General features: G+C 59.1%; 17 protein-coding genes. 8 read left to right on the forward strand and 9 right to left on the reverse strand.

The genetic code is table 11. The features are described from left to right. Positions 1–5: 5 nt before the first annotated feature. Positions 6–1,442, reverse strand: a complete 1,437-nt coding sequence (gene katA / locus WCL58_RS08140; protein WP_060420075.1) for a catalase KatA — start codon at positions 1,440–1,442, stop codon at positions 6–8. Positions 1,443–1,780: 338 nt separating this feature from the next. On the opposite strand from katA, the gene WCL58_RS08145 reads away from it, so the two are divergent. The 3 genes from WCL58_RS08145 to WCL58_RS08155 all read left to right on the forward strand — a co-directional run bounded on the left by WCL58_RS08145 (position 1,781) and on the right by WCL58_RS08155 (position 5,701). Next, positions 1,781–2,320 (forward strand): YfaZ family outer membrane protein, encoded by a 540-nt coding sequence (locus WCL58_RS08145; protein WP_180548722.1) that lies wholly within the window; start codon positions 1,781–1,783, stop codon positions 2,318–2,320. Positions 2,321–2,520: 200 nt separating this feature from the next. After that, entirely contained in the window at positions 2,521–4,698 is a 2,178-nt protein-coding gene (locus WCL58_RS08150) for a TonB-dependent receptor (protein ID WP_443004962.1), read from the forward strand. Between the two features lie 7 nt (positions 4,699–4,705). Then, on the forward strand, positions 4,706–5,701 hold the full coding sequence (locus tag WCL58_RS08155) for an ABC transporter substrate-binding protein (protein ID WP_060439380.1): 996 nt from the start codon (positions 4,706–4,708) through the stop codon (positions 5,699–5,701). A 34-nt stretch (positions 5,702–5,735) separates the two neighbouring features. Here the strand turns inward: WCL58_RS08155 and tyrP are convergent, their stop codons facing one another. Next, positions 5,736–6,944 (reverse strand): tyrosine transporter TyrP, encoded by a 1,209-nt coding sequence (gene tyrP, locus WCL58_RS08160; protein ID WP_004935940.1) that lies wholly within the window; start codon positions 6,942–6,944, stop codon positions 5,736–5,738. Between the two features lie 245 nt (positions 6,945–7,189). On the opposite strand from tyrP, the gene WCL58_RS08165 reads away from it, so the two are divergent. Continuing rightward, on the forward strand, positions 7,190–8,386 hold the full coding sequence (locus tag WCL58_RS08165) for a nicotinamide mononucleotide deamidase-related protein YfaY (RefSeq protein WP_049200188.1): 1,197 nt from the start codon (positions 7,190–7,192) through the stop codon (positions 8,384–8,386). Between the two features lie 3 nt (positions 8,387–8,389). Here WCL58_RS08165 and WCL58_RS08170 read toward each other — a convergent pair whose 3' ends face one another. Next, positions 8,390–9,598 carry an FAD-dependent oxidoreductase gene (locus WCL58_RS08170; protein ID WP_336850852.1) on the reverse strand — a complete coding sequence of 403 codons (1,209 nt, stop codon included), beginning with the start codon at positions 9,596–9,598 and terminating at the stop codon, positions 8,390–8,392. Positions 9,599–9,714: 116 nt separating this feature from the next. On the opposite strand from WCL58_RS08170, the gene WCL58_RS08175 reads away from it, so the two are divergent. Both WCL58_RS08175 and WCL58_RS08180 read left to right on the forward strand, forming a co-directional pair. Continuing rightward, complete coding sequence (locus WCL58_RS08175; protein ID WP_060420087.1) at positions 9,715–10,536, forward strand: AraC family transcriptional regulator; 822 nt, start codon at positions 9,715–9,717, stop codon at positions 10,534–10,536. A gap of 231 nt (positions 10,537–10,767) precedes the next feature. Beyond that, positions 10,768–10,920 (forward strand): Hok/Gef family protein, encoded by a 153-nt coding sequence (locus WCL58_RS08180; protein ID WP_004935921.1) that lies wholly within the window; start codon positions 10,768–10,770, stop codon positions 10,918–10,920. 59 nt (positions 10,921–10,979) lie between these two features. On the opposite strand, the gene yfaE is transcribed toward WCL58_RS08180, so the two are convergent. The 4 genes from yfaE to ubiG form a co-directional block, all read right to left on the reverse strand. Further along, positions 10,980–11,240 carry a class I ribonucleotide reductase maintenance protein YfaE gene (yfaE, locus tag WCL58_RS08185; RefSeq protein ID WP_033653779.1) on the reverse strand — a complete coding sequence of 87 codons (261 nt, stop codon included), beginning with the start codon at positions 11,238–11,240 and terminating at the stop codon, positions 10,980–10,982. A gap of 3 nt (positions 11,241–11,243) precedes the next feature. After that, positions 11,244–12,374: a class Ia ribonucleoside-diphosphate reductase subunit beta gene (nrdB, locus tag WCL58_RS08190; protein WP_019453694.1), complete on the reverse strand. Its 1,131-nt coding sequence runs from the start codon at positions 12,372–12,374 to the stop codon at positions 11,244–11,246. A 67-nt stretch (positions 12,375–12,441) separates the two neighbouring features. Continuing rightward, positions 12,442–14,730: a class 1a ribonucleoside-diphosphate reductase subunit alpha gene (gene nrdA, locus WCL58_RS08195; protein WP_033648028.1), complete on the reverse strand. Its 2,289-nt coding sequence runs from the start codon at positions 14,728–14,730 to the stop codon at positions 12,442–12,444. 438 nt (positions 14,731–15,168) lie between these two features. Next, on the reverse strand, positions 15,169–15,894 hold the full coding sequence (ubiG, locus tag WCL58_RS08200; RefSeq protein WP_047730871.1) for a bifunctional 2-polyprenyl-6-hydroxyphenol methylase/3-demethylubiquinol 3-O-methyltransferase UbiG: 726 nt from the start codon (positions 15,892–15,894) through the stop codon (positions 15,169–15,171). A 212-nt stretch (positions 15,895–16,106) separates the two neighbouring features. Here ubiG and gyrA point away from each other — a divergent pair, with 212 nt between their 5' ends. After that, complete coding sequence (gene gyrA / locus WCL58_RS08205) at positions 16,107–18,752, forward strand: DNA topoisomerase (ATP-hydrolyzing) subunit A (protein WP_336850855.1); 2,646 nt, start codon at positions 16,107–16,109, stop codon at positions 18,750–18,752. 167 nt (positions 18,753–18,919) lie between these two features. Beyond that, the gene (rcsC, locus tag WCL58_RS08210) at positions 18,920–21,781 is read left to right on the forward strand and encodes a two-component system sensor histidine kinase RcsC (RefSeq protein WP_060420089.1); all 2,862 of its coding nucleotides are present in this window, start codon (positions 18,920–18,922) and stop codon (positions 21,779–21,781) included. 61 nt (positions 21,782–21,842) lie between these two features. On the opposite strand, the gene rcsB is transcribed toward rcsC, so the two are convergent. Together rcsB and rcsD are read right to left on the reverse strand one after the other, a co-directional pair. Further along, a complete protein-coding gene (gene rcsB, locus WCL58_RS08215) occupies positions 21,843–22,493 on the reverse strand; it encodes a response regulator transcription factor RcsB (protein ID WP_004935900.1) in 651 nt (216 codons plus the stop codon). Beyond that, on the reverse strand, positions 22,486–25,188 hold the full coding sequence (gene rcsD / locus WCL58_RS08220) for a phosphotransferase RcsD (RefSeq protein WP_141959793.1): 2,703 nt from the start codon (positions 25,186–25,188) through the stop codon (positions 22,486–22,488). Before rcsD ends, rcsB begins: the two co-directional genes overlap by 8 nt. Positions 25,189–25,202: the final 14 nt, after the last annotated feature.

Consider the following 25,202-nt stretch of genomic DNA (forward strand, 5'->3'; position numbering starts at 1 on the left):
GGGGGTTATTTCAGCCCCAGCGCCTTGGCGACGCCGGCGCCGTAGTCCGGGTGCACCTTGGTGAATAGCTCGACCTGACGGCGCTGGATGTGTTCCGGCACCTGCGATAGTTCGCCGGCGATGCGGGTGAACATGCGCTGGTGCTCTTCGGCGCTCAGCAGGTTGAACAGCGCGCGCGGCTGGCTGTAGTAATCGTCGTCTTCACGATGATTCCAGTGGTCGGCCGCGCCCTCAATGCTCAGCGGTGGCTCGCTGAAGTCCGGCTGCTCCTGGAACAGGCCGAAGCTGTTCGGTTCGTAGGTGGCGCCGTTGCCGCTGTTGCCGTCCACGCGCATCGCGCCGTCGCGATGGTAGTTGTGGAACGGGCATTTGGCGCCGTTCACCGGGATCTGGTGGTGGTTGACGCCCAGGCGATAACGGTGCGCATCGCCATAGGAGAACAGACGGCCCTGCAGCATTTTATCCGGCGAGAAACTGATGCCCGGCACCACGTTGGCGGGGTTCATCGCTACCTGCTCAACCTCTGAGAAGTAGTTGTCGGGGTTGCGGTTCAGCTCGAAATAACCGACGTCGATCAGCGGATAGTCGCCGTGCGGCCACACCTTGGTCAGATCGAACGGGTTATATGGCGTCTGCGAGGCTTCGTGTTCCGGCATGATCTGAATTTGCAGCTTCCAGCGCGGGAAGTCGCCGCGTTTGATCGCGTCGAACAGATCGCGCTGTGAGCTTTCGCGATCCTTGGCGATGATCGCTTCCGCTTCTTCATCCATCAGGTTTTCAATGCCTTGCTCGCAGCGGAAGTGGAATTTCACCCAGAAACGTTCGTTGGCGGCATTGATAAAGCTGAAGGTGTGGCTGCCGAAACCGTGCATGTGACGGTAGGATTTCGGAATGCCGCGATCGCTGAAGTCGATGGTCAGCTGGTGCAGCGATTCCGGCAGATGGGAGAAGAAGTCCCACTTGTAGACGGGGTTGCGCAGGTTGGTATGCGGATCGCGTTTCACCACGTGGTTGAGATCGGGGAACTTCAGCGGATCGCGCAGATAGAACACCGGCGTATCGTTGCCCACTAAATCCCAGTTGCCTTCTTCGGTATAGAACTTCATGGCGAAGCCGCGAATGTCGCGCTCGGCGTCGGCGGCGCCGCGCTCACCGGCGACGGTGGAGAAGCGGATAAACATGTCGGTCTGTTTGCCGACCTCGGAGAAGATCTTGGCGCGCGTATAGCGGGTGATGTCGTGGGTAACGGTAAAGGTGCCGTAGGCACCGGATCCTTTGGCGTGCATGCGGCGCTCGGGGATAACCTCACGGTCGAAGTGGGCCAGTTTTTCCAGGAACCACACGTCCTGCAACAGCATCGGGCCGCGTTTGCCTGCGGTGATCACGTTATTGTTATCGACAACCGGGGCGCCGGCTGCGGTGGTCAGTCCTTTCTTGCTCATCACTTGCTCCTTATCGTAGTGCAGTTAAGTAAAGACTCGGGCGGTTTAAGCGTTCATCAGCATAGTCCTTTGGCGGGGCTTCTTCCCCTGACCTTGGTCAAAGCCACTACTAGTTGTAGCCCTATTGGCGCGCGGCGGCAAATAGGTCTCGGTTATCGTTGGCATCGCCTTGACGAATATAGAATCTTGTTTGCAAATATTTACATTTATTTGATTATTGAAGAATTTTTTCGCTTTTATCCCTTAAATACTCATTGCGCTTTGGTATAGACTCGTGACGTTATTATTATGCGTTGATTCGATCATTCGGTACGGATGACAAACCAGAGGGAAAGATGATGAAAAAGACTTGGGTCGCGTGCGCGGCAGGATTGCTGTTTGTGACCGGCGCGGCGAACGCCATCAGCGTGTCGGGCGAAGCCGGGCAGCACTACACCAACCTGGGCGTCGGCATGAGCACCGGCTCTTCAGGCCTGGGCCTGACCGGCAACTGGGCGCGCAGCGACCACGACGGCAACGTCGGCAGCCTGGGGTTGAACTTCGGCGTGCCGCTGGGGCCGTTGACGGCGACCGTGGGCGCCAAAGCGCTGTACCTCAGCCCGAAAGACGGGAAGAGCGGCGGGGCGGTGGCGCTGGGCGGCGGCCTGGAGTGGGAAATCAACCGTTACTTCAGCCTGCATGGCGAAGGGTACTTTGCGCCTGACTCTTTCACCAGCGGCGTGAAAGCCTATAACGAAGCCAGCGGCGGCCTGCGCTGGAAGTTCCGTCCGCTGAGCGTGGACGTGGGCTACCGTTACATGCAAATGGAAGGCAAAGACGGGCGTCGCGACAATACGCTGGCCGATGGCCCTTATGTCGGTGTCGGCCTGAGCTTCTAAGGCCGGCTGACGGGCTGTGGCCCATCGCGTTTTCCGAATCCCTCGGTCATTGGCCGGGGGATTTTTATTTGTGCCATCAACGGGAAATCCATCCGGACTCTGAATGGCAAAAGATTAAATAATTTAAAGACTCGACGATCGGCATCGCCATATGGGGGCACATGCCGTAAAATTCGCAATATAAATACTTATATAACGATATGGACGTCATGACTTACCGAAATCCACTGGCGGCGCTGATGCCGCTGTTTGCCTCACTCTTTCCTTATACCGCTGCGGCGCAGGCCGATCGTGACGAGGTGTTGACCGTCACCGGCAGCGCGTTATCCCCCGCGACGAAAAGCGCATCCGGCGCCGGTTTTAAAACGCCGGAGATTGAACTTGGGCCGCTGGGCACCAGGGCGTGGATCGATACGCCTTATTCTTCTACCACCGTGACCCAACCGATGATCAAAAATCAGCAGGCGAAAAGCGTCGCCGAATTGCTGAAATATTCACCGAGCACGCAGATGCAGGCTCGCGGCGGCATGGACGTCGGGCGGCCTCAAAGCCGCGGCATGCAGGGCAGCGTAGTGGCGAATAGCCGCCTGGATGGGTTGAACATTGTCTCCACCACGGCCTTTCCCGTTGAAATGCTGGAACGGCTGGATGTGCTCAACAGCCTGACCGGCGCGTTGTATGGCCCTGCGAGCCCGGCCGGGCAGTTCAACTTTGTGGCTAAACGCCCGACGCCGCAACCGTTACGCGAGGTGACGCTCGGGTATCAGAGCCGCAGCGCCTTTAGCGGCCACGTCGATCTCGGCGGCCATCTCGACGACGACAATACGTTTGGCTATCGCATCAATGCCCTCAACGAAGAGGGTGAAGGCAGCGTTGACGACAGTACCTTGCGCCGTCGGCTGTTGGCCGTGGCGTTCGACTGGAATATCAAGCCGGGCACGCAGCTGCAGCTGGACGCCAGCCATTACGAATTCCTGCAAAAGGGCTACCCCGGCGGCTTCAGCTATGGGCCGAATGTTCCGTTGCCCTCCGCCCCTAATCCGCAAAATAAACACCTGGCGCTCGAGACGGCGGGCAACGATTTAACCACCGACACCCTCAGCACGCGCCTGGTTCATTACTTCAATGACGATTGGTCAGTCACGGGCGGCATAGGGTGGCAACAGGCGGATCGTGCCATGCGTTCGGTATCCAGCACTCTGCTAAACGGCAGCGGCGATATCAAACGGTCGATGAGCGACTCCAGCGCTTCGGGGCGATTTCGGGTGTTGAGCAATACGCTGGCGCTGAACGGCCATGTCGATACCGGTTCGGTGGGGCATGAGTTGACGCTCGCCACGACGGGCTACGTCTGGTCTATCTACAGCGGCAAGGGGGCCAGCCGGCGCTACGATTTGGGCATCGACAATATGTACCATCCGTCGGCGCTGCATGAGCCGGGCGACGGAAAAATCCCCAAGAACGGCGCACGCTATAAATCCAGCGAGAACAGCCAGCAGAGCGTGACGTTCGGCGATACGCTGACCTTCAATCCGCAGTGGTCGGCGATGCTCTATTTAAGCGAAAGCTGGTTGCAAACGCGCAACTACGGCGCCGACGGCAAGAAAATCGAAGAGGACAATCAACAGGGTTTGAGCCCGAATGCGGCGTTGATGTACAAAATTACCCCGACGCTGATGGCCTATGTCAGCTATGCCGACTCGCTGGAGCAAGGCGGTACGGCCCCGTTGGGGGAAGGCGTGAAGAACGAAGGGCAGACGCTCAAGCCCTATCGCAGTCGGCAATATGAGATTGGCCTGAAAGCCGACGTCGGGGAGATGAACCTCGGCGCCGCGCTGTTCCGCCTCAAGCGGCCGTTCGCTTATGTTGACGCCGAAGACCGGGTGTACAAGGAGCAAGGCGAACAGGTGAACAATGGCCTTGAGCTGACGGCCGCCGGGCGCGTGGGTGACGGGCTGAGCCTGTTTGGCGGCGTCACGCTGCTCGATCCGCAACTGAAAGAGACGGTTTCCGACAGCACGCGCGGCAAACGCGTGGTCGGTGTGCCGAAGGTGCAGGCCAATATGCTGGTGGAGTACAGCCTGCCGTCGATGCCGCAATGGGTCTATAGCGCCAACGTGCACTATACCGGCAAGCGAGCGGCGAACGACACCAACAGCGCCTGGGCTGACAGTTACACCACGCTGGACTTGGGGGCCCGCTACGTCACCCGCATTCATTCCGTGCCTGCGACCTGGCGGCTGGCGGTCAATAACGTCACTAACGAACATTACTGGGCCTCTATTTTCCCCTCGGGCACGGATGGTAATGGCGGTTCGTCGAGCGCCTTTCTCGGCAATGGCCGTGAAGTGCGCGCATCTGTCACGTTTGACTTCTGAGGGCGCTATGAGGATCGCATCGTTGTCTGCATGGGCACTGTTGGTTGGCGTGTTGTTGCACGGCGATTTGTGGGCTGCATCACCTGCGAGCGAAATGCGCATTGCCTCGCCGTGGCCCGCGCAAAACGCCATCATCGCGATGCTGGGTTATGGCGATAACATCGTCGGCACCTCGAATGTCGCGAAACAGATCCCGCTGTTTCGCCAAAGCCTGCCGCGCATTGACGCCGTTCCGGTGGTGAGTGTGAATAGTGGGCAAGCGTTGAATCCGGAACAAATCATCGCGCTTGGCACTCGGCTGCTGTTTGTGCCTGACAGCATGAAAGTGCCGCAATTGGATTTACTCGAACGGGCTGGGGTGCGCGTATTGGCGTTTAAAGCCAATTCGATGGCGGCTCTGCGCGCGCGAGTGTTAAAAACGGGGGCCGCGCTGGGGCCGGATGCACAGGAAAAAGCGTTGGCTTACGAGCGCTATTTTTCTCGTAATGTGGCGCGCGTCGCCGAGCGACTGAAGGATTTACCGCCAGGGCAGCGCATTCGCGTTTATCACAGCATGGGCAATCCGCTGACCACCTCAGGGCGACCGTCGCTTAACCAGGATTGGATGGATCTGGCCGGCGCCGCCAACGTGGCGGAAACGTGGTTTGGTCTGAAAAAAGAGGGGGCGGGCGAAGTGGCGTTGGAGCAGATCGTGGCCGCCAATCCGCAGGTGATCGTGGCGATGAACAGGCGCGATGCCGAAGAGATACGCACGTCCGCGCAATGGCAGGGCATCGATGCCGTTTTGCGGCATCGGGTCGTGGTCAATCCCAAGGGGATGTTCTGGTGGTGTCGCGAGACCAGCGAAGAGGCGCTGCAGTTTTTATGGTTGGCGAAAACGCTTTACCCGGCACGTTTTGCCGACATTGACATGCGGGAAGAGACGAGAAGTTTTTATCGGGACTTTTTCGGTCTGTCGCTCACTGCGGCGCAGATTGACGCTATTCTTAATCCACCCGCTTGAACAGATTCGGGGGCCCAAACGGCCCCCGAATGCGTTACCCCACCGCCGGCAGCATGCCGCTGGCGATGCCCAGTTGAATCGCGATGACCGTCACCCCGCAGACAAACACCAACGCCAGCGCCGGCGTACCGCCCCAGACGCGATACTGCGCCTGATGTTTTTGGCGCGTTTTCCACACCAGCAGTGAAGGCAACAGCAGCGCCAGCACCGACAGGGCAATGGCGGCGAATCCCAACGCCAGCACGAAGCCGCGCGGGTAGAACAGCGCAAAGGCCAGCGGCGGCAGGAAGGTGATGGCGCCGGTTTGCAGGCGGCCACGCACGTTGTCTTGCCGTTTGAACAGGTCGGCCAGGAAATCGAACAGCCCGAGCGCCACGCCGAGGAACGAGGTCGCCAGCGCCAGATCGGCGAACAGGTGCACCGCCAGTTCAACGTGCGGCGAAGCCACCGCATCGCGCACCGCCTGCAACAGGCCATTCAGCCCGGCCTGCTGCGCCAGAATGCCGACGAAGGTGTCGGAGCTGATGCTGCCCAGCGTCGCCAGCTGCCAGAAAATATAGGCGATCAGCGGGATCGCACTGCCGATGATAAACACCCAACGCAGTTTGCGAATGTTGCCGCCCATGTAGTTGACGATGCTCGGCACGCTGCCGTGGAAGCCGAAGGAAGTGAAAATAACCGGAATGGCCGACAGCGCCAGGCCTTGCTCCAGCGGCAGCGTCATCAGATTGGTCTGGTGGATATTCGGCAACATCAGGCCGAGCATCACCACCAGAAACACCACTTTGGCGCTGAACAGGATGCGGTTGAACAAGTCGACCGAGTGGGTGCCGATGCAGACCACGCCGCCGGCCACCAGGGTGAACAGCAGCACGCCGAGCGACACCGGGAAGTCCTGCGACGTCCATTGGCTGATGCTGGTGGCGAGCAATTCGCCGGCGCCGCTGATATAGGCGGCGGTGAGGGCATACATCAGGAACATCATGCTAAAGCTGGTCAGCCACTGGCCGCCGCCGCCGAGATAACGTTTGGCGAGCGTGCCCAGACCGGTATCCGCTTGCTCATGCTGGTAAACCTCCACCAGCAGCAGCGCGGTGTAACACATCAACAGCCACAGCCCGACCAGTAAGGCCAGCGTGACGCCGAAGCCGACGCCGGCTGCCGCCAGCGGCATCGCCAGCATCCCGGCGCCAATGGTGGTGCCCGCCACGATAAAAACACTGCCAAGAGTGCGATTCTTCACGTTTTTTCTCTACCAGCCGAAAGATTTTGAAAATTATAGGTAACGATTTATGAGGATGGCAGGATAGTGGAAGCCCTAATTTGTGTCAAACCGGCGTTACGCATGATGTACAGTAATGTTTACATTGCGGCGGGCTGCATGGCGCATGAGGAACGGGCCCATGGCTGAAATTATCCGCAGGCGGCTAGTGAAAAGTTATTTACGGGCTTCTATAGTGGAATGACCAAAAAATGTGGGAGAGATCAATGTTAAGGGTGGAGATGCTCAGCACCGGCGATGAGGTGCTGCACGGGCAAATTATTGATACCAACGCCGCCTGGCTGGCGGACTACCTGTTCCAGCAGGGGGTGCCGATGAGCGGGCGTGAAACGGTCGGGGACAGCCTCTCTGCGTTGATCGAGATCCTGCAGGAACGAAGCCATATCGCCGATGTGCTGATCGTCAACGGCGGCCTGGGGCCGACCAGCGACGATCTCAGCGCGCTGGCCGCCGCGAAAGCCTGTGGCGTCGAGCTGGTCGAACGGGCCGACTGGCTGGCGCGCATGGAAGCCTATTTCGCCGAGCGCGGGCGGCCGATGGCCCCTTCCAACCGCAAGCAGGCGCAGATCCCGGCCAACGCGGAAATGCTGGATAACCCGGTAGGTACCGCCTGTGGGTTTGCGCTGCAGCTGAACAAATGTCAGATGTTCTTCACCCCCGGCGTGCCGTCGGAATTCAAAGTGATGGTCGAACAGCAGATCGTGCCGCGCCTGCGCCAGCGCTTCACCTTGCCGGCGCCGCCGCTGTGCCTGCGCCTGACCACCTTCGGTACCTCCGAGAGCGATCTGGCCGCCGAGCTGGATGGCATGCCGCTGCCGCCGGAAGTGGTGCTGGGCTACCGCTCATCCAGCCCGATTATCGAGCTGAAGCTGACCGGGCCTGAAAGCCGGCGTGCGGAAATGGAGCAGGCCTGGCGGCGCGTGCGCGAGGTGGCGGGGGACAACTGCATCTTTGAAGGCACCGCCGGGTTGCCGGCGACGCTGACGCAGCGTCTGAATCAGCAAGGGCTGAAGCTGGCGTTGAGCGAGCAGTTCAGCGCCGGGTTGATCAATCTGCAGCTGCAGAGCGAAGGGGCGCCGCTGGCGGGGGGCGAGCTGCTGCCGGCGCACTGCATCGAAACGCTGGAAACGACGCTGGCGCGCGCCCGCTCGCTGGCGGAATTGACCGGTGCGCCGTTGGCGTTGGCGGTCAGCGCCATGCGCGACGAGCAGGTGAGCATTGCGCTGCATACGCCGCGCGGCGGCATTGGCCAGACGGTGCGTTATCGGGCGTCGCGCCACGGCCTGCGGCTGCGGCAGGAGTCGGTGGCGATGCTGGCGCTGGATATGCTGCGCCGCTGGCTGAATGGGGGCCAGGCGTGCGGTAAAAACGCCTGGCTGGAGGTGGTGGAAATTATCGAGTGACGGTCATGATGCTGAGTCGCCGGCGTCACGGTTTTGCTGCAACCGTTCGGACGCCAGGCGTGAAAGGCGTATCGCCGCCGCGCCCCGCGTTTGCAGATCTGCACCATAGTCCTTGAGCGCCTGCGCGGCGCTGCCGGCCTGCGCCAGATGCATCGCCAGGCTGGCGGCGTCCGCCAACGCGGTGTTGGCGCCGAGCCCGCCCGCCGGGCTCATGGCGTGCACGGCGTCGCCGAGAAAGGCGATACGTTCGCTGTGCCACACCGGCATCGTCTGCGTGACCTGCACCGCCCGCACGCTGAGCGACAGGGGATCCGCCAGCGCTAACGCCGTTTGCAGAGCGGGGGCCCATCCCTGCGAGATATGCCTTACGCGCGCCTGCAGCGCAGCGCTTCCCTCCGCCCGCGCCGGCCCGCCGAGCCGTTCAGCCGTTCCGATACAGGCCCAATAGAGATAGTCGTCTACCGGCGTGAGGGGGCAGTCCGGCGCATAGTCGGCTGCCAGCTGCGCCATGGGCGCCTGAAAGCGCATCGGTTCAATCACCAGCGACAAGCCGTCGGCGAAGACGACCGACACGCCGCGCAGCAATTCGGGGGCCAATTGGGCACAGGTCGCCGCATCGAGCGGCGTTTTGCCGTAGAGGGTGACCGCGCCGCTGTCTTCGGGCCCTGCCTCGGGCAGGCAGCGCCGCCGCACCAGCGAGTTGACGCCGTCGGCGGCGATCACCACATCGACACGCACATGCTCGCCGTTGGCGAACTGAAGCTCCAGGCCCTGCGGCGTTTGTGCAAATTCACACAGGGTATAGCCGAAGCGCACCCGGTCTTGCAGACCGGTGAGCAGGATTTCGCGCAGCGTTTGCCGATGAATGCCGAGATCGCCGCTCGGTTCCTGCGCCTGCCGCGGGCTGGAGGGCAGCCAGTGCTCGGGGCGTCGGGCGTTGAGCGGGGCAAGCTGCGGATCCCATAGATTGCTCTCGCCGCTGTTTTGCGCGCTGCTGGCACAGAGCAACCGGTAATGCGCCGGCGGCAGACAGGCGGCCAGTGCCTGCTGGCCCGTCGGATCGATGCGCAGCCGGTAGCCCTGATCGCGCGCTTGCGGCGTGGTGTCACGTTCAAACACCGTGGCGTGGATGCCGAAGCGGCGCAGTCCCTGAGCCAGACACAGGCCGCCGGGCCCGGCGCCGATAATGCCAATGCTGAGTGTTGTCATCATGTTCCCTCGTGAGTCAGTGGCCACAAACGGGAGCGGCCGGAAGCATTTCATTATGTCGGCGCAGGAAAAGGTTGATATAACGGTATCTGGACTAAAAATAGTGATAAGTGGCCAATATGAACGATAATCCTCACTTCGCCGACGCTGACTGCAGCGAATGGCGGGCGGGCCCCTGGCTGATCGCCCTTGGCGGCCGCGACGCGGCAGGCCGGGAGTATCGGTTGGGCACGCGCGAATACGGCTGGCATCAGCATGTACGCGGGCAGCTGTTGTGCGTCGAAAGCGGTTTGCTGCATATACGCACGGCGCACGGCGATTGGGTGCTGCCGCCGCAGCGGGCGGGGTGGATCCCGCCGGCGACGCAGCACCGGGTGCAGGTCTGCGGCGCGCTGAGCGGCTGGAGTTTGCTGCTGGCGCCGGAGGCCTGCAACGATCTGTCGAATGCACCCTGCGTCATCGGTATTAGCCCCGTGTTGCAGGCGCTGGCTCTGCGAGCAGAAGGCTGGGATAAACGCAGCGCGCTCACCCTGGAGCAGGATCGCATGGCGCAGGTGATGCGGGACGAGATACGTCTGGCGCCAACGGAGCCGCTGCATTTGCCGATGTCGTCCCATCCGCGCCTGGCCGGCGTTCTGCAGGCCTTGCTGGCGCAGCCGGGGAGCGAGCGTTCGCTGGAAGCCTGGGCCGAATGGGGGGCGATGTCGCCGCGTACCCTGCGGCGGCTGATGATCGGCGAAACGGGGCTGAGTTTTACCCAGTGGCGCCAGCAGGCTCGGTTGTCATATGCATTGGCGAAGCTGGCCGAAGGTGAAACGGTGTTGCAGATCGCGGAAACGCTGGGGTATGCCTCGCCGAGCAATTTTATTGCCATGTTTCGCAAAGCCTTTGGCGATTCTCCGGCGCGTTATTTTTCCGCATCGGCAGGAAAGGGGCGCTAAGCGAAATACTTTGAGGATGGTTATATATCCCTGATTAATCATAATCTTATAGGGGATATTCGCGGCGAGGGAATGCTGTTACTCTTTTGGCGGGTGCTTGAGACTGTTCGTCTTGGGCATTGTGTGACAAGGCGGATAGATGAAAGCCCCAAACTGACTCTCAATCAGAATGGGGCTGCACATACCGCCTAGACACCGGTATGGTAGCCCCTTCACAGCAAGGAGGCAAGCATGCGCTTAAGGCATGTGTTTCATTCGCTAACCGTTGTATGTATTACGGTTTTGTTATTTATCTGGATGATAAGAGACTCGCTGTGCGAGCTGAAAATCTACCAGGAAAATATCACTATCCTGATCAGGTTGGCGTGTGAGGTGAAGCGGTAATCATAGGGCGGGGGCAACCCCGCCTTCTGGTCTCCAGGCGCGGTTTCCGGCACCCGACTTTACATTTCCAGCTCGATGTCCGTCAGCGGCATACAGCAGCAGGGCAGGATCTCGCCGGCATTGATAAACGCCAACGGCTGTTGGCGGTAGGCCACTTCGCCTTTCACCAGCTTCAGGCGGCAGGCGCCGCAATAGCCGGAGCGGCATTGGTACTCCACCTGCACGTCGTGCAGTTCCAGCACGTCGAGCAGGCAGTTTTCACTGTTGGGGCAGGAGAGCTGCGTGCCGGCGGCGCGCAGCGTTACGATTGGCGTCGCCATCGCTTACAGTTCGAAGTCGCTCAGGTCGTCGGCGTTGATCTCCGAGTCGATCTGGCCAACCAGGTAGGAGCTCACTTCAACTTCCTGCGGCGCTACCTGTACGTTGTCGGATACCAACCAGGCGTTGATCCACGGGATCGGGTTGGAGCGGGTTTCGAACGGCAGACCGAGGCCGACCGCCTGCATGCGGATATTGGTGATGTACTCCACATATTGGCACAGGATGTCTTTGTTCAGGCCGATCATCGAACCGTCGCGGAACAGGTATTCCGCCCACTCTTTTTCCTGCTGGGCGGCCAGCACGAACAGATCGTAGCACTGCTGCTGGCATTCTTCGGCAATCTCTGCCATTTCCGGATCGTCGGCGCCGGAACGCATCAGGTTCAGCATGTGCTGGGTGCCGGTCAGGTGCAGCGCTTCGTCGCGGGCGATCAGCTTGATGATTTTGGCGTTGCCTTCCATCAGTTCGCGCTCGGCGAACGCGAAGGAGCAGGCAAAGCTGACGTAGAAGCGGATCGCTTCCAGCGCGTTCACGCTCATCAGGCACAGGTACAGCTGCTTCTTCAGCGCACGCAGATTGACGGTGACGGTTTTACCGTTCACCTGGTGGGTGCCTTCACCCAGCAGGTGATAGTAGCTGGTCATCTCGATCAGATCGTCGTAGTAGCCGGAGATGTCTTTCGCGCGCTTCTTGATCTCTTCGTTGGTGACGATGTCGTCGAACACCAGCGCCGGATCGTTGACGATGTTGCGGATGATGTGAGTGTAGGAACGGGAGTGGATAGTCTCGGAGAACGACCAGGTTTCCACCCAGGTTTCCAGCTCAGGGATCGAGATCAGCGGCAGCAGCGCGACGTTCGGGCTGCGGCCCTGGATGGAATCCAGCAGCGTCTGATACTTCAGGTTGCTGATGAAGATGTGCTTCTCGTGCTCCGGCAGCGCCTGGTAATCGATGCGATCGCGGGAGACGTCAACTTCTTCCGGGCGCCAGAAGAAGGAGAGCTGTTTTTCGATCAGTTTTTCGAAGATTTCATGCTTTTGCTGGTCGAAACGCGCAACGTTTACCGACTGGCCGAAGAACATCGGCTCTTGCAGCTGGTCGTTTTTGGTCTGAGAAAAAGTGGTGTAAGCCATAAGCCTGAATCCATCGTAACGTGGCTAAATGAAGGGGCCGGAAAATTCCGGCCCGCTAGGTCAAACTTTAGATCTTGCAGGCGCCGCTTTCGCAGTCGTCATCGCCGGCCTTGGCAGGCTGCAAATCTTCCTGGGCGTCTTCCGCACCGTCGCGGGTGTTTTGGTAGTACAGCGTTTTCACGCCGAACTTGTAGGTGGTGAGCAGGTCTTTCAACAGCTGCTTCATCGGCACCTTGCCGCCCGGGAAGCGGGTCGGATCGTAGTTGGTGTTGGCCGAAATCGACTGGTCGATGAATTTCTGCATCAGCCCCACCAGCTGCAGATAGCCGTCGTTGCTTGGCATTTCCCACAGCAGCTCGTAGTTGTCTTTCAGACGCTCATACTCCGGCACCACCTGGCGCAGGATGCCGTCTTTCGACGCCTTGATGCTGATGTGGCCGCGCGGCGGCTCGATGCCGTTGGTGGCGTTGGAAATCTGCGAAGAGGTTTCCGACGGCATCAGCGCAGACAGGGTCGAGTTGCGCAGGCCGGTTTCCTGGATCTCTTTACGCAGGGTTTCCCAGTCGTAGTGCAGCGGCTCGTTGCAGACAGCATCCAGGTCTTTCTTGTAAGTGTCGATCGGCAGGATACCCTGCGAATAAGTGGTCTCTTTGAACCACGGGCAAGCGCCTTGTTCCTGAGCCAGACGGTTGGAGGCTTTCAGCAGGTAGTACTGAATGGCTTCGAACGTTTTGTGCGTCAGGTTGTTGGCGCTGCCGTCGGAGTAGCGCACGCCGTTCTTCGCCAGGTAATAGGCGAAGTTGATGACGCCGATGCCCAAGGTGCGGCGGCCCATCGCGCCACGGTGTGCGGCCTTGATCGGATAATCCTGATAATCCAGCAGGGCGTCGAGCGAGCGCACCGCCAGGGTTGCCAATTCTTCCAGGTCGTCCAGGCTGTCGATCGCGCCCAGGTTGAAGGCGGACAGGGTGCACAGCGCAATCTCGCCGTTTTCGTCGTTGACGTCTTCCAGCGGCTTGGTCGGCAGGGCGATTTCCAGGCACAGGTTGGACTGACGCACCGGCGCGATCTGCGGATCGAACGGGCTGTGGGTGTTGCAGTGGTCGACGTTCTGGATGTAGATGCGGCCGGTAGAGGCGCGCTCTTGCATCATCAGCGAGAACAGCTCAACCGCTTTCACGCGCTTCTGGCGAATGCTGTCGTCTTTCTCGTACTGGGTATACAGGCGTTCGAATTCGTCCTGATCGGCGAAGAACGCGTCATACAGCCCCGGCACGTCGGACGGGCTGAACAGGGTGATGTCTTCGCCCTTGATCAGACGCTGGTACATCAGGCGGTTCAGCTGCACGCCGTAGTCCATGTGACGCACGCGGTTGCCTTCAACGCCGCGGTTGTTTTTCAACACCAGCAGGCTTTCCACTTCCAGGTGCCACATCGGGTAGAACAGCGTTGCCGCGCCACCGCGCACGCCGCCCTGCGAGCAGGATTTAACGGCGGTCTGGAAGTGTTTGTAGAACGGAATACAGCCGGTATGGAAGGCTTCACCGCCACGGATTGGGCTGCCCAGCGCGCGGATGCGGCCGGCGTTGATGCCGATGCCGGCGCGCTGCGAAACGTATTTCACAATGGCGCTGGAGGTGGCGTTGATGGAGTCCAGGCTGTCGCCGCACTCGATCAGCACGCAGGAGCTGAACTGGCGGGTTGGGGTGCGCACGCCGGACATGATCGGCGTAGGCAGCGAAATCTTGAAGGTGGAAATCGCGTCGTAGAAACGTTTGACGTAATCCAGACGAGTTTCACGCGGGTAGTTGGAGAACAGGCAAGCGGACACCAGCATATACAGGAACTGGGCGCTTTCGTAGATCTCGCCGCTGACGCGGTTCTGCACCAGATACTTGCCTTCCAGCTGCTTGACGGCGGCATAGGAGAAGTTCATGTCGCGCCAGTGATCGATAAAGGAATCCATCTGCTCGAACTCTTCAGCGCTGTAGTCTTCCAGCAGATGCTTATCGTATTTGCCCATCTCGACCATGCGAGTGACGTGGGCGTGCAGCTTCGGCGGCTCGAACTGGCCATAAGCCTTTTTGCGCAGGTGGAAGATCGCCAGGCGAGCGGCCAGGTACTGATAGTCCGGCGCATCGCGGGAGATCAGATCGGCTGCGGCTTTGATGATGGTTTCATGAATGTCGGCGGTTTTGATGCCGTCATAAAACTGAATGTGTGAACGCAACTCTACTTGAGAAACCGAGACGTTGTGTAATCCCTCTGCGGCCCAATCGATGACCCGGTGGATTTTGTCGAGATTGATGCGCTCTTTACGGCCATCGCGTTTAGTTACAAGCAGACTTTGGTTCATGTGGTGTTTTACCTGTCCGTATGGTGCCCCTAAGCAGAAGTGTAGTCGCTCTGCTCAGTATGTAAACACTATATATAGGGGTTGTATGTCGGTGAGGTAACAAGATAGTGAGAAAAAACGGCGTTTGCAAGTGAACAAAACCGGCCTAATTTGTGGATAACTTGGGGGTGAAATGTAACTTGCCGCGCGAAGCGCGCGCCGTGACTGGCGCGACAAGCTTGTCAATAAGCGCGATCAGATTTTACTGAAAAACTGAAAAAACCGATCGTTTGGCGCTTTATTAAACGTTAGAAAAAAACGGCATATTGATCTGATTTAATATTCTAAAAAACTGTTTACAACGGCTATTTTGATCGAAGTCGCGGAAATTAGGTATTTTTCCGAATGCTCCGCCGACGCCGCCCCCCGGTAATGCAGGGCCGGCGCGGTTTACAACGCTTAGCCTTCGTGCTGGGTGTGCACCATGTAGTTCACGTCAACGTTGCGTCCAAGCTTGAAATGATCGGTGATCGGGTTGTAATGCAGGCCGATCATGTGCTTTTCGCGCAGCGGCGTGCCGTCGACCCAGCCGATCAGTTCGGAAGGGCGAATGAACTTCTTATGATCGTGGGTGCCCTGCGGCACCATCTTCAGCACGTACTCCGCGCCGATCACCGCCATCAGCCAGGCTTTGGTGTTGCGGTTGATGGTGGAGAAGAACACATGGCCACCCGGTTTCACCAACTGGGCGCAGGCGCGCACCACCGAGGCCGGATCCGGCACGTGCTCCAGCATCTCCATGCAGGTGACGACGTCATAGCGTTGCGGGTTGGCCTGAGCGTGGCTTTCCACCGTCTCCTGCACGTAAGTGACGTTCATGCCGCTTTCCAGCGCGTGCAGCCGCGCGACCTGCAGCGGCTCCGCGCCCATGTCCAAGCCGGTGACCTTGGCGCCTTCGCGCGCCATGCTTTCCGCCAGAATGCCGCCGCCGCAGCCCACGTCGAGCACCTGCTTGTCAAAAATGCCGTCGGCGCGCTGCATGATGTAGTTCAGGCGCAGCGGGTTGATGCGGTGCAGCGGTTTGAACTCGCCTTCCAGATCCCACCAGCGGGAGGCGACGGCCTCGAACTTGGCGATTTCCTGGTGGTCAACGTTTTGCACTCGGCTGGATGATTCTGCGTTCATGGGCTTGTCTGGCTCCTTGTTCTCGTTGCGCGGATTATACATGTTCCGGCGCGGCATCGTCTGCGCCGATGCGTTTTTAGCGCACTTATCTGCACAATTTCCGTGAAACAGCGGCGGTTATTTTCCCGTAAAGCGTGCTTTGTGATATAGTTTTACACCTTTGCCACTATGGCAGCGGGCAGATGAATCATTAGTAGAGGGATAGCAGCTCCATGAGCGACCTTGCCAGAGAAATCACACCGGTAAACATCGAAGACGAGTTGAAAAACTCGTATCTGGACTATGCGATGTCCGTTATTGTCGGACGTGCGCTGCCAGATGTTCGTGATGGACTGAAGCCGGTTCACCGCCGCGTTCTGTACGCGATGAGCGTACTGGGTAACGACTGGAATAAACCATACAAGAAATCGGCCCGTGTCGTCGGGGACGTGATCGGTAAATATCACCCACACGGTGACAGCGCGGTTTACGACACTATCGTGCGTATGGCCCAGCCGTTTTCACTGCGCTACATGCTGGTGGACGGCCAGGGTAACTTCGGTTCCGTCGACGGCGACTCCGCCGCGGCGATGCGTTATACCGAAGTGCGCATGTCCAAGATTGCTCACGAACTGTTGGCGGACCTGGAAAAAGAAACCGTCGACTTCGTGCCTAACTATGATGGCACCGAGCAGATCCCGGCCGTCATGCCGACCAAGATCCCGAACCTGCTGGTCAACGGCTCGTCGGGTATCGCCGTGGGCATGGCCACCAATATTCCACCGCACAACCTGGCGGAAGTCGTCAACGGCTGCCTGGCCTATATCGACGATGAAAACATCAGCATCGAAGGGCTGATGGAACACATCCCGGGGCCGGACTTCCCGACGGCGGCGATCATCAATGGCCGCCGCGGCATTGAAGAGGCCTACCGCACCGGGCGCGGCAAAGTCTACCTGCGCGCGCGTGCGGAAGTGGAAGCCGACGCCAAGACTGGGCGCGAAACCATCATCGTTCACGAGATCCCGTATCAGGTGAACAAGGCGCGTCTGATCGAGAAGATCGCCGAGCTGGTAAAAGAAAAACGCGTGGAAGGCATCAGCGCGCTGCGCGACGAGTCCGATAAAGACGGCATGCGCATCGTGATCGAAGTCAAACGCGACGCGGTCGGCGAAGTGGTACTGAACAACCTGTATGCGCTGACGCAACTGCAGGTCACCTTCGGCATCAACATGGTTGCGCTGCATCAGGGCCAGCCTAAGTTGCTGAACCTGAAAGACATCCTCGAAGCCTTCGTGCGTCACCGCCGCGAAGTGGTTACCCGCCGCACCATCTTCGAACTGCGCAAGGCCCGCGACCGCGCCCATATCCTGGAAGCGCTGGCCATCGCGCTGGCCAACATCGATCCGATCATCGAGCTGATTCGCCGTGCGCCGACCCCGGCCGAAGCGAAAGTTGCGCTGGTGGCGCAGCCGTGGGATCTGGGCAACGTCAGCGCCATGCTGGAGCGCGCCGGTGACGACGCCGCCCGCCCTGAGTGGCTGGAGCCGGAGTTCGGCATCCGCGACGGAAAATACTACCTGACCGAGCAGCAGGCTCAGGCGATTCTGGATCTGCGCCTGCAGAAACTGACCGGCCTGGAGCACGAGAAGCTGCTGGACGAATATAAAGAACTGCTCAACTTTATCGCCGAGCTGATCTTTATTCTGGAAAGCCCAGAGCGCCTGATGGAAGTGATCCGCGAAGAGCTGGTGGCGGTCAAAGAGCTGTACAACGACGGCCGCCGCACCGAGATCACCGCCAATACTTCCGACATCAACATCGAAGACCTGATCAACCAGGAAGACGTGGTGGTGACCCTGTCTCATCAGGGCTACGTGAAGTATCAGCCGCTGTCCGACTATGAAGCTCAACGCCGCGGCGGCAAAGGCAAATCTGCGGCGCGTATTAAAGAAGAAGACTTTATCGATCGCCTGCTGGTGGCCAACACCCACGATACGATCCTGTGCTTCTCCAGCCGTGGCCGCCTGTACTGGATGAAGGTGTACCAACTGCCTGAAGCCAGCCGTGGCGCGCCGCGCGGTCGCCCAATCGTCAACCTGCTGCCGCTGGAGGCCGATGAGCGTATCACCGCTATCCTGCCGGTACGCGAGTATGAAGAAGGGCGCCACGTGTTCATGGCCACCGCCAGCGGTACCGTGAAGAAAACTGCGCTGACCGAGTTCAGCCGCCCACGCAGCGCCGGCATCATCGCCGTCAACCTCAACGAGGGCGACGAACTGATCGGTGTCGATCTGACCGACGGCAGCAACGAAGTGATGTTGTTCTCCGCCAACGGTAAAGTGGTACGCTTCCCGGAAACGCAGGTGCGTTCGATGGGCCGTACCGCAACCGGCGTGCGCGGCATCAACCTCGGCGAAGGCGACAGCGTGATCTCCCTGATCGTGCCGCGCGGCGAAGGCGACATCCTGACCGTGACGCAAAACGGCTTCGGTAAACGCACCGCCGTGACCGAATATCCGACCAAGTCACGCGCCACCCAGGGGGTTATCTCCATCAAGGTGAGCGAGCGTAATGGCCAGGTGGTCGGCGCCGTACAGGTGGAAACCAGCGACCAGATCATGATGATCACCGATGCCGGCACGCTGGTGCGTACCCGCGTTTCGGAAGTCAGCGTGGTGGGCCGTAACACCCAGGGCGTGACGCTGATCCGCACGGCGGAAGACGAAAACGTCGTCGGCCTGCAGCGTGTGGCCGAGCCGGTGGAAGACGAAGAGCTGGACAGCCTGGAACCGGGCGCGGAAGCGGTGGAAGAAGACACCACGCCGCTGGACGATGGCGACGACGCGGCTGAGCCGATGGACGACGACAACGTTTAAAGCAAGGTGAGGGCGTCGGCATGCCGACACCCTAATGCACTGAGACAGAAGGGCCTGGCAGCGATGCTAGGCCCTTTTTCAGTTATATGGTTTAATTGGCGCACCGAGCCGCCGGCTGCCGCGCCGGCGAATGCGTGCACCGCCACTGACTTTCGTATGGTATCCGATTGAAATACTTAGCCTCTTTTCGAACTACGCTGAAGATATCCCGCTATCTGTTCCGGGTGCTGGCGATTTTGCTGTGGTCGTTGGGAGCGCTGCTCACCACCTTTTATATTCTGAATATCCTGCATCAGAAAGAGTCGGATATCCGGCAGGATTACAACCTTAACTTCGATCAGGCGCAGGGCTACATCCGCCATTCCGCCGACATCATCCGCGACATCAAGTATATGGCGGAGAACCGTCTCAACGGTTCGGTCAGCAGCCTGGACATGTTCAGCGGCGTGTTTCCCGGCAAGGGCAGCCCGCCGCAATTCTTTCCGCTGTACCCGGAGTCCAACTGCACGCTGAGCACCACCTACCGCAGTTCGCTCGATTCGCTGAGCGGCCTGATCCAGTATTGGAAAGAGAACTTCGTGGCGGCCTACGATCTCAACCGGGTGTTCTTCATCGGCGGCGACAGCCTGTGTATGGCGGAGTTCGGCGGCGGCAACGCGAGCGCCAATCGGGAAAACGTGCTGAAGTCGCTGCACGAGCGCATTCTGAAATACCGCAACGCCAAGAATCTGGACAAAGACAACAACCTGTATTGGATCAGCCCTAGCGCGCAGCGGCCGGACGTCGGCTATCTGTATGTGCTGACGCCGATTTATATCGGCAACAAGCTGGAGGCGCTGCTGGGCATCGAACAGACCGTTCGGCTGGAGGATTTCGTTACCGCCGGCAACCTGCCGATCGGCGTCACGCTGCTGGATGAGAACAACGAGCCGGTGCTGCGCCTGGCGGACGGCGATCGCTATGCCGCTTCGCTCAACAGCTATCCCGCAGAGCACGCCTACTTCGGCTATGTCGACAATTATCGCGATCTGATCCTGAAGAAAGCGCTGCCGCCTTCTTCGCTGAGCATCGTCTATGCGCTGCCGGTGAAAAGCGTAGTAGAACGCTTCAAAATGCTGATCCTCAACGCGCTGTTGCTGAACCTGCTGTCGGCCATCGTGCTGTTCACGCTGGCGTGGCTGTTTGAACGTAAAATGTTCCTGCCGGCGGAGGACAACGCCTTCCGCCTGGAAGAGCACGAGCAGTTCAACCGCAAGATCGTCGCTTCGGCGCCGGTGGGTATCTGTATCCTGCGCATCAGCGACGGCACCAATATCCTGAGTAACGAACTGGCGCACAACTACATCAACCTGTTGACCCACGAAGATCGCGATCGCATTACGCGCATCATTTGTGAACAGCAGGCGAATTTCGTCGATGTGATGACCAGCAACAACAACAACCTGCAGATCAGCTTTGTCCACTCGCGCTACCGTAACGAAGAGGTAGCGATTTGCGTGCTGGTGGACGTCAGCGCCCGCGTGAAGATGGAAGAGTCGTTGCAGGAGATGGCGGCGGCGGCGGAACAGGCCAGCCAGTCCAAATCGATGTTCCTGGCCACCGTCAGCCATGAGCTGCGCACGCCGCTGTACGGCATTATCGGCAACCTCGATTTGCTGCAAACCAAGGCGTTGCCGCAGGGGGTCGATCGGCTGGTCAATGCGATGAACAACTCTTCCGGCCTGCTGCTGAAAATCATCAGCGATATTCTCGATTTCTCCAAAATCGAGTCCGAGCAGCTGAAGATAGAACCGCGCGAGTTCTCCTGCCTGGAGGTGATCACCCATATCGCCGGTAACTATTTGCCGCTGGTGGTGAAGAAACGTCTGGGGCTGTACTGCTTTATCGAACAGAACGTGCCGGAGCGCATTTTCGGCGATCCAGTGCGGCTGCAGCAGGTGCTCTCCAACCTGGTGAACAACGCCATCAAGTTCACCGATACCGGCTGTATCGTGCTGCAGGTCTGCACCCGCGGCAGCTATCTGGAGTTCAGCGTGCGCGATACCGGCGTCGGTATTCCGGAAAAGGAAATTTCGCGCCTGTTCGATCCGTTCTTCCAGGTGGGCACCGGCGTGCAGCGCCATTTCCAGGGAACCGGCCTGGGGTTGGCTATCTGTGAGAAACTGATCAACCTGATGGACGGCGATATTGCCGTCGAGTCCGAACCGGGTCTGGGCAGCTTGTTCAGCATCCGCATTCCGCTGTTCAACGCTCAGTTCCCCATCCCGCAGGCCAGCGATACCTGGCAGGGCCGTCGGCTGTGGCTGGATATCCGCAATCAGCGGCTGGAAAGTTACCTGATGGCGATTCTGGGGGGCTACGGCGCCGATATCCAGCGCTATGACGGCCAAGAGACCGCCGCCGGAGAGGTGATGCTCAGCGATCATCCGCTGATGCTGGACACGCCGCTGCTGGCTCAGATCCAATTCTCTACCGAACATATCGGCCCATCGCTGGAAACCCGGCCGGGTTATTGGATGCACAGTACTTCCACGCCGCGAGAAACGCTGAGCTTGCTCAACCGGTTGTTCGGCGTCGGCAGCGGCGCGGCAGAGGCGCTGGTGCAGCTGCCGGTGCCCGCCAAGGCCAGCGCGGCGGACAACGGCGATATTCATCTGCTGGTGGTTGACGATCATCCGATCAACCGTCGCCTGCTGTCCGATCAGCTGGGATCGCTGGGGTATCAGGTGGTGACTGCCAACGACGGCGTCGACGCGCTCGGCGTGCTGAAACAGCACCACGTCGATATTGTGCTGACCGACGTCAATATGCCGAACATGGACGGCTATCGCCTGACGCAGGAACTGCGACAGATGCAGTTCAGCGCGCCGGTGATCGGCGTGACGGCGAATGCGCTGGCGGAAGAGAAGCAGCGCTGCCTCGAGGCGGGTATGGATAACTGCCTGTCGAAACCGGTCACGCTGGAGACGCTGGAACAGACGCTGGCTTACTACAGCCAACGGGTACGCTACAGCCGCAGCGAGGCTTGAAAAGCAAACAGGCACGGCGAATGCCGTGCCTGTTTGGTGCTAACCTGCCGTGAGGCGGGCTTTAGTCTTTGTCCAACGGCGTCATGCTGACGGAGGAGAGGTAGTTGAGCAGGGCGATGTCGTTCTCGACGCCCAGCTTCATCATCGCCGATTTCTTCTGGCTGCTGATGGTTTTGATGCTGCGGTTGAGTTTCTTGGCGATTTCGGTCACCAGGAAACCTTCGGCGAACAGGCGCAGCACTTCGCTCTCTTTCGGCGACAGGCGCTTGTCGCCATAGCCGCTGGCGCTGATCTTCTCCAGCAGTTTAGAGACGCTTTCCGGCGTGAATTTCTTGCCTTTCTGCAGGGCGGCCAGCGCCTTCGGCAGATCGGTCGGCGCGCCTTGTTTCAGCACGATGCCTTCGATATCCAGATCCAATACCGCGCTCAGGATCGCCGGGTTGTTGTTCATGGTCAGCACGATGATCGACAACTGTGGATAGTGGCGCTTGATGTATTTAATCAGCGTGATGCCGTCGCCATACTTGTCACCCGGCATCGACAGATCGGTGATCAGCACGTTGGCGTCCAGCTTGGACAGATTGTTGATCAGTGCGGTTGAGTCTTCGAACTCCCCAACGACATTCACCCATTCAATTTGCTCAAGTGACTTCCGGATGCCAAACAGTACGATAGGATGGTCATCAGCAATAATTACGTTCAGGTTATTCATGTTGTTGGCTACCTTGCTTCAGCAGTCTGCTGACGAAAAAATCAATCTGACTGATGTTATTCTCGATCTCGGGCGCATCACCTTCTGCGATGCGCTGTTCTAACGATTCGCACAGCTGCTTGCCGGGAAGCAGATTTAACATGGCAAACACGCCTTTCAGGCGGTGTGCGGTTTGTGACAGCGCATTGAAATCACTGCTGCCCGCCTCAGTATACAGTTTTTTGACATCGTCGGGTACTGTATCGACAAACAGCCCATAGTAATCACTTGATTTCAATTGTTTTTCATAGAGTTGGATATCTTCTGAGCTCAATGAAAGCGGGCTTTCTTCCTGTTCCAGCGCGGCCATTTGCTGTTCGATCAGCATCAGCACGGCGTCGATTAATGCGCCGTTCAGATTATAGTTCACCCGAATGTAGCGTTTCTCCAGCGCTTGCCAGCCCGGCTCATCGGTCGCCAACAACAGGGTGTAGTCATCGGCGCGCTGCGGGTTATCGGTTAGCAGCACGTCATAATCGCGGTTGACCGCGCGATCTTCGGCGACAAGACAGTCGGCGCCGTAGGCCTGCAGCAGGCGGGTCACGATGCCGCGCACCTCATCCGACGTGACGTCCAGCAGGGCGGTGACGCCGTCGAGCAGCTTTTCCTGCTCCTGCGGCTCTTTTTTCTCCATCTCCATGGCGACGCGAATGGTATAGCGAGTGCCGATATCCACCTTGCTGCGAATGTCCAACTGGCCATTAAGTTTTTTGCACAGCTGGTTGCACAGGAAGAAGGTGAGCCCGGAACCGTGGTTGAAGCGGTCCACCAGCGTCTGGCTGAGGAAGGGATAGTTGAGGTTGCTGATCTCTTCGTTGGAGATGCCGGAGCCGGTGTCGTTGATTTGGAAAATCAGGCGATCCGGGTGCTCGGGCTCATGGTCGATAACCAGCGAAATCTTGCCGCAGGCGGTGGTGATAATGGCGTAATGCACCAGCAGCGCAATCACTTTGCGCAGCGCGTTGGCGTCGCCGATATAGTTCTGCTCGACGTCCAGCTGGAAATGCTTGAACAGCGCCAGCCCCTTCTGGTTAAGGGCGGGCAGGGCCTCCAGCAGCAACTCGTCGACCATCGCCGCCGGGTTGAATGGTTCGCGCGTAGGCTGCCAGTCCTGGGTTTCCAACCGGGTCAGCAGGGTAATGTTATCGATCAAACCCAGCACCGAAGCCGACTCCGCGGTTAACTGGCCCAACAGTGCCTGCTGCTGCTCCTCATCCGGCCGGTTACGCAGACGATCGACCAGATCGTGCATATGGCGTACCGGCTGATTGAGCTCGATGCCCAGGTTGTGCAGCATCAGCTTGCGTGCCTGAACGTTCTTGTCATATTCGCGCCGCGCCTGCTGCAGCCGCTTGTTCACCATCACCTCTTTATCCTGATCGTGCATCAGGAACAGGTAGGTGTCCGGCGACAGCTGGCTGCGGAAGATACGGATTTCATACACTTCATTGTTGACCGTCGCCTGGATCACCCCGTGATGCTGTTCGGCCATATGGGCGATTTTTTGCAGGCTGAGGTGCGGCAGCAGGTGTTCGGCGATTTTGTTGCTGGCGATCACCGTATTGTTGGCGAAGCTGTAGACCAGCAGGCCGGAAGGCAGGCTGGAGACGATCTCCTGATTCAGCGCGCGCTCGGCTTCCAGCTCCACCGCCATGTTTTCGCTCGGGCGAATGTACTGGCGGCGGATAAAGTAGATGCTCAGCATCGACAGCGCCAGCAGCAGCAGGTTGATCGCGATCAGCCAGATGTTGTTGCGCAGCAGATCGATGGCCAGATTGATGGCCGAAACGCGATACACCACCTTCAGCGGCGCATTGGGCAGGGCGGCGCTGAACTCGACCCAACCGCCGCTCATCGTCGCATGGGTACCGAGAGCCGTTTCCGCCGGAATGGCGCTGTCGTCGAGATCGACATCGTCCGGCAGCAGCAGGAAATTGGCGCGGGCCAGATTGGCCGGAATGATGTCGTTGATCGGCAAGTCGAAGGCGATCACCGTCGCCAGATGTCCCGGCTGATTAAAGGTGGTGCGAATCGAGAACGAATAGGCGTTCTGGAAACGCTGCTTGCGCAGATCGGAAAAGCTCTCGCGCTCGTCGAGCATGTTGGCCTGTTGCAGCATCTCGGCGCGGCGTTCGTCCGCCGAGGTGGTCAGGTAGCTCTCTCGAAAGCGCGAAGCCAGCTCTTTGAGCGGCTGGGTGGTGATCAGACTGAGGCTGTTGTCCTGGCCATTGAGGTAATACATGGCGTAGTTCTCGGTCTTGGCACCCCAGCGAGTGTCCAGGTAGTCCGAGATGTTGGCGATCATAGCCAGCGTGTTCTCGTCATGGCTGCCGAAGATCACCGCGTCGGTTTTCTTGTGCGGCTTCTCGACATAATAGACGTCGGGCCGCAGGCGGGTTTCCTGCAAACCGGGATCGCTGTTCTGTGCCGGCGCATTGCCGAATTTGTCATAGACCTGGTAGGTCATATAGCGGTAGGTATCGATACGCTTTTGCAGCGAACCGGCAATGCTGTTCAGCGTGTACTTCTTTTCCGCCAGCCAGGCGTTGGTGTAGTTGTAACCATACAGGCCAATGCCGATCGTCAGCAGCACGATAAACAGCAGGAAGCAGCGGGTAATGTTGCTGGAGCTGATGGTCAGTTGTTTATTTTGCATAGTGGCTGCGCATT

It is taken from the genome of Serratia sp. TMDUHS_CL (assembly GCF_037137105.1).
GTDB lineage: Bacteria > Pseudomonadota > Gammaproteobacteria > Enterobacterales > Enterobacteriaceae > Serratia > Serratia nevei.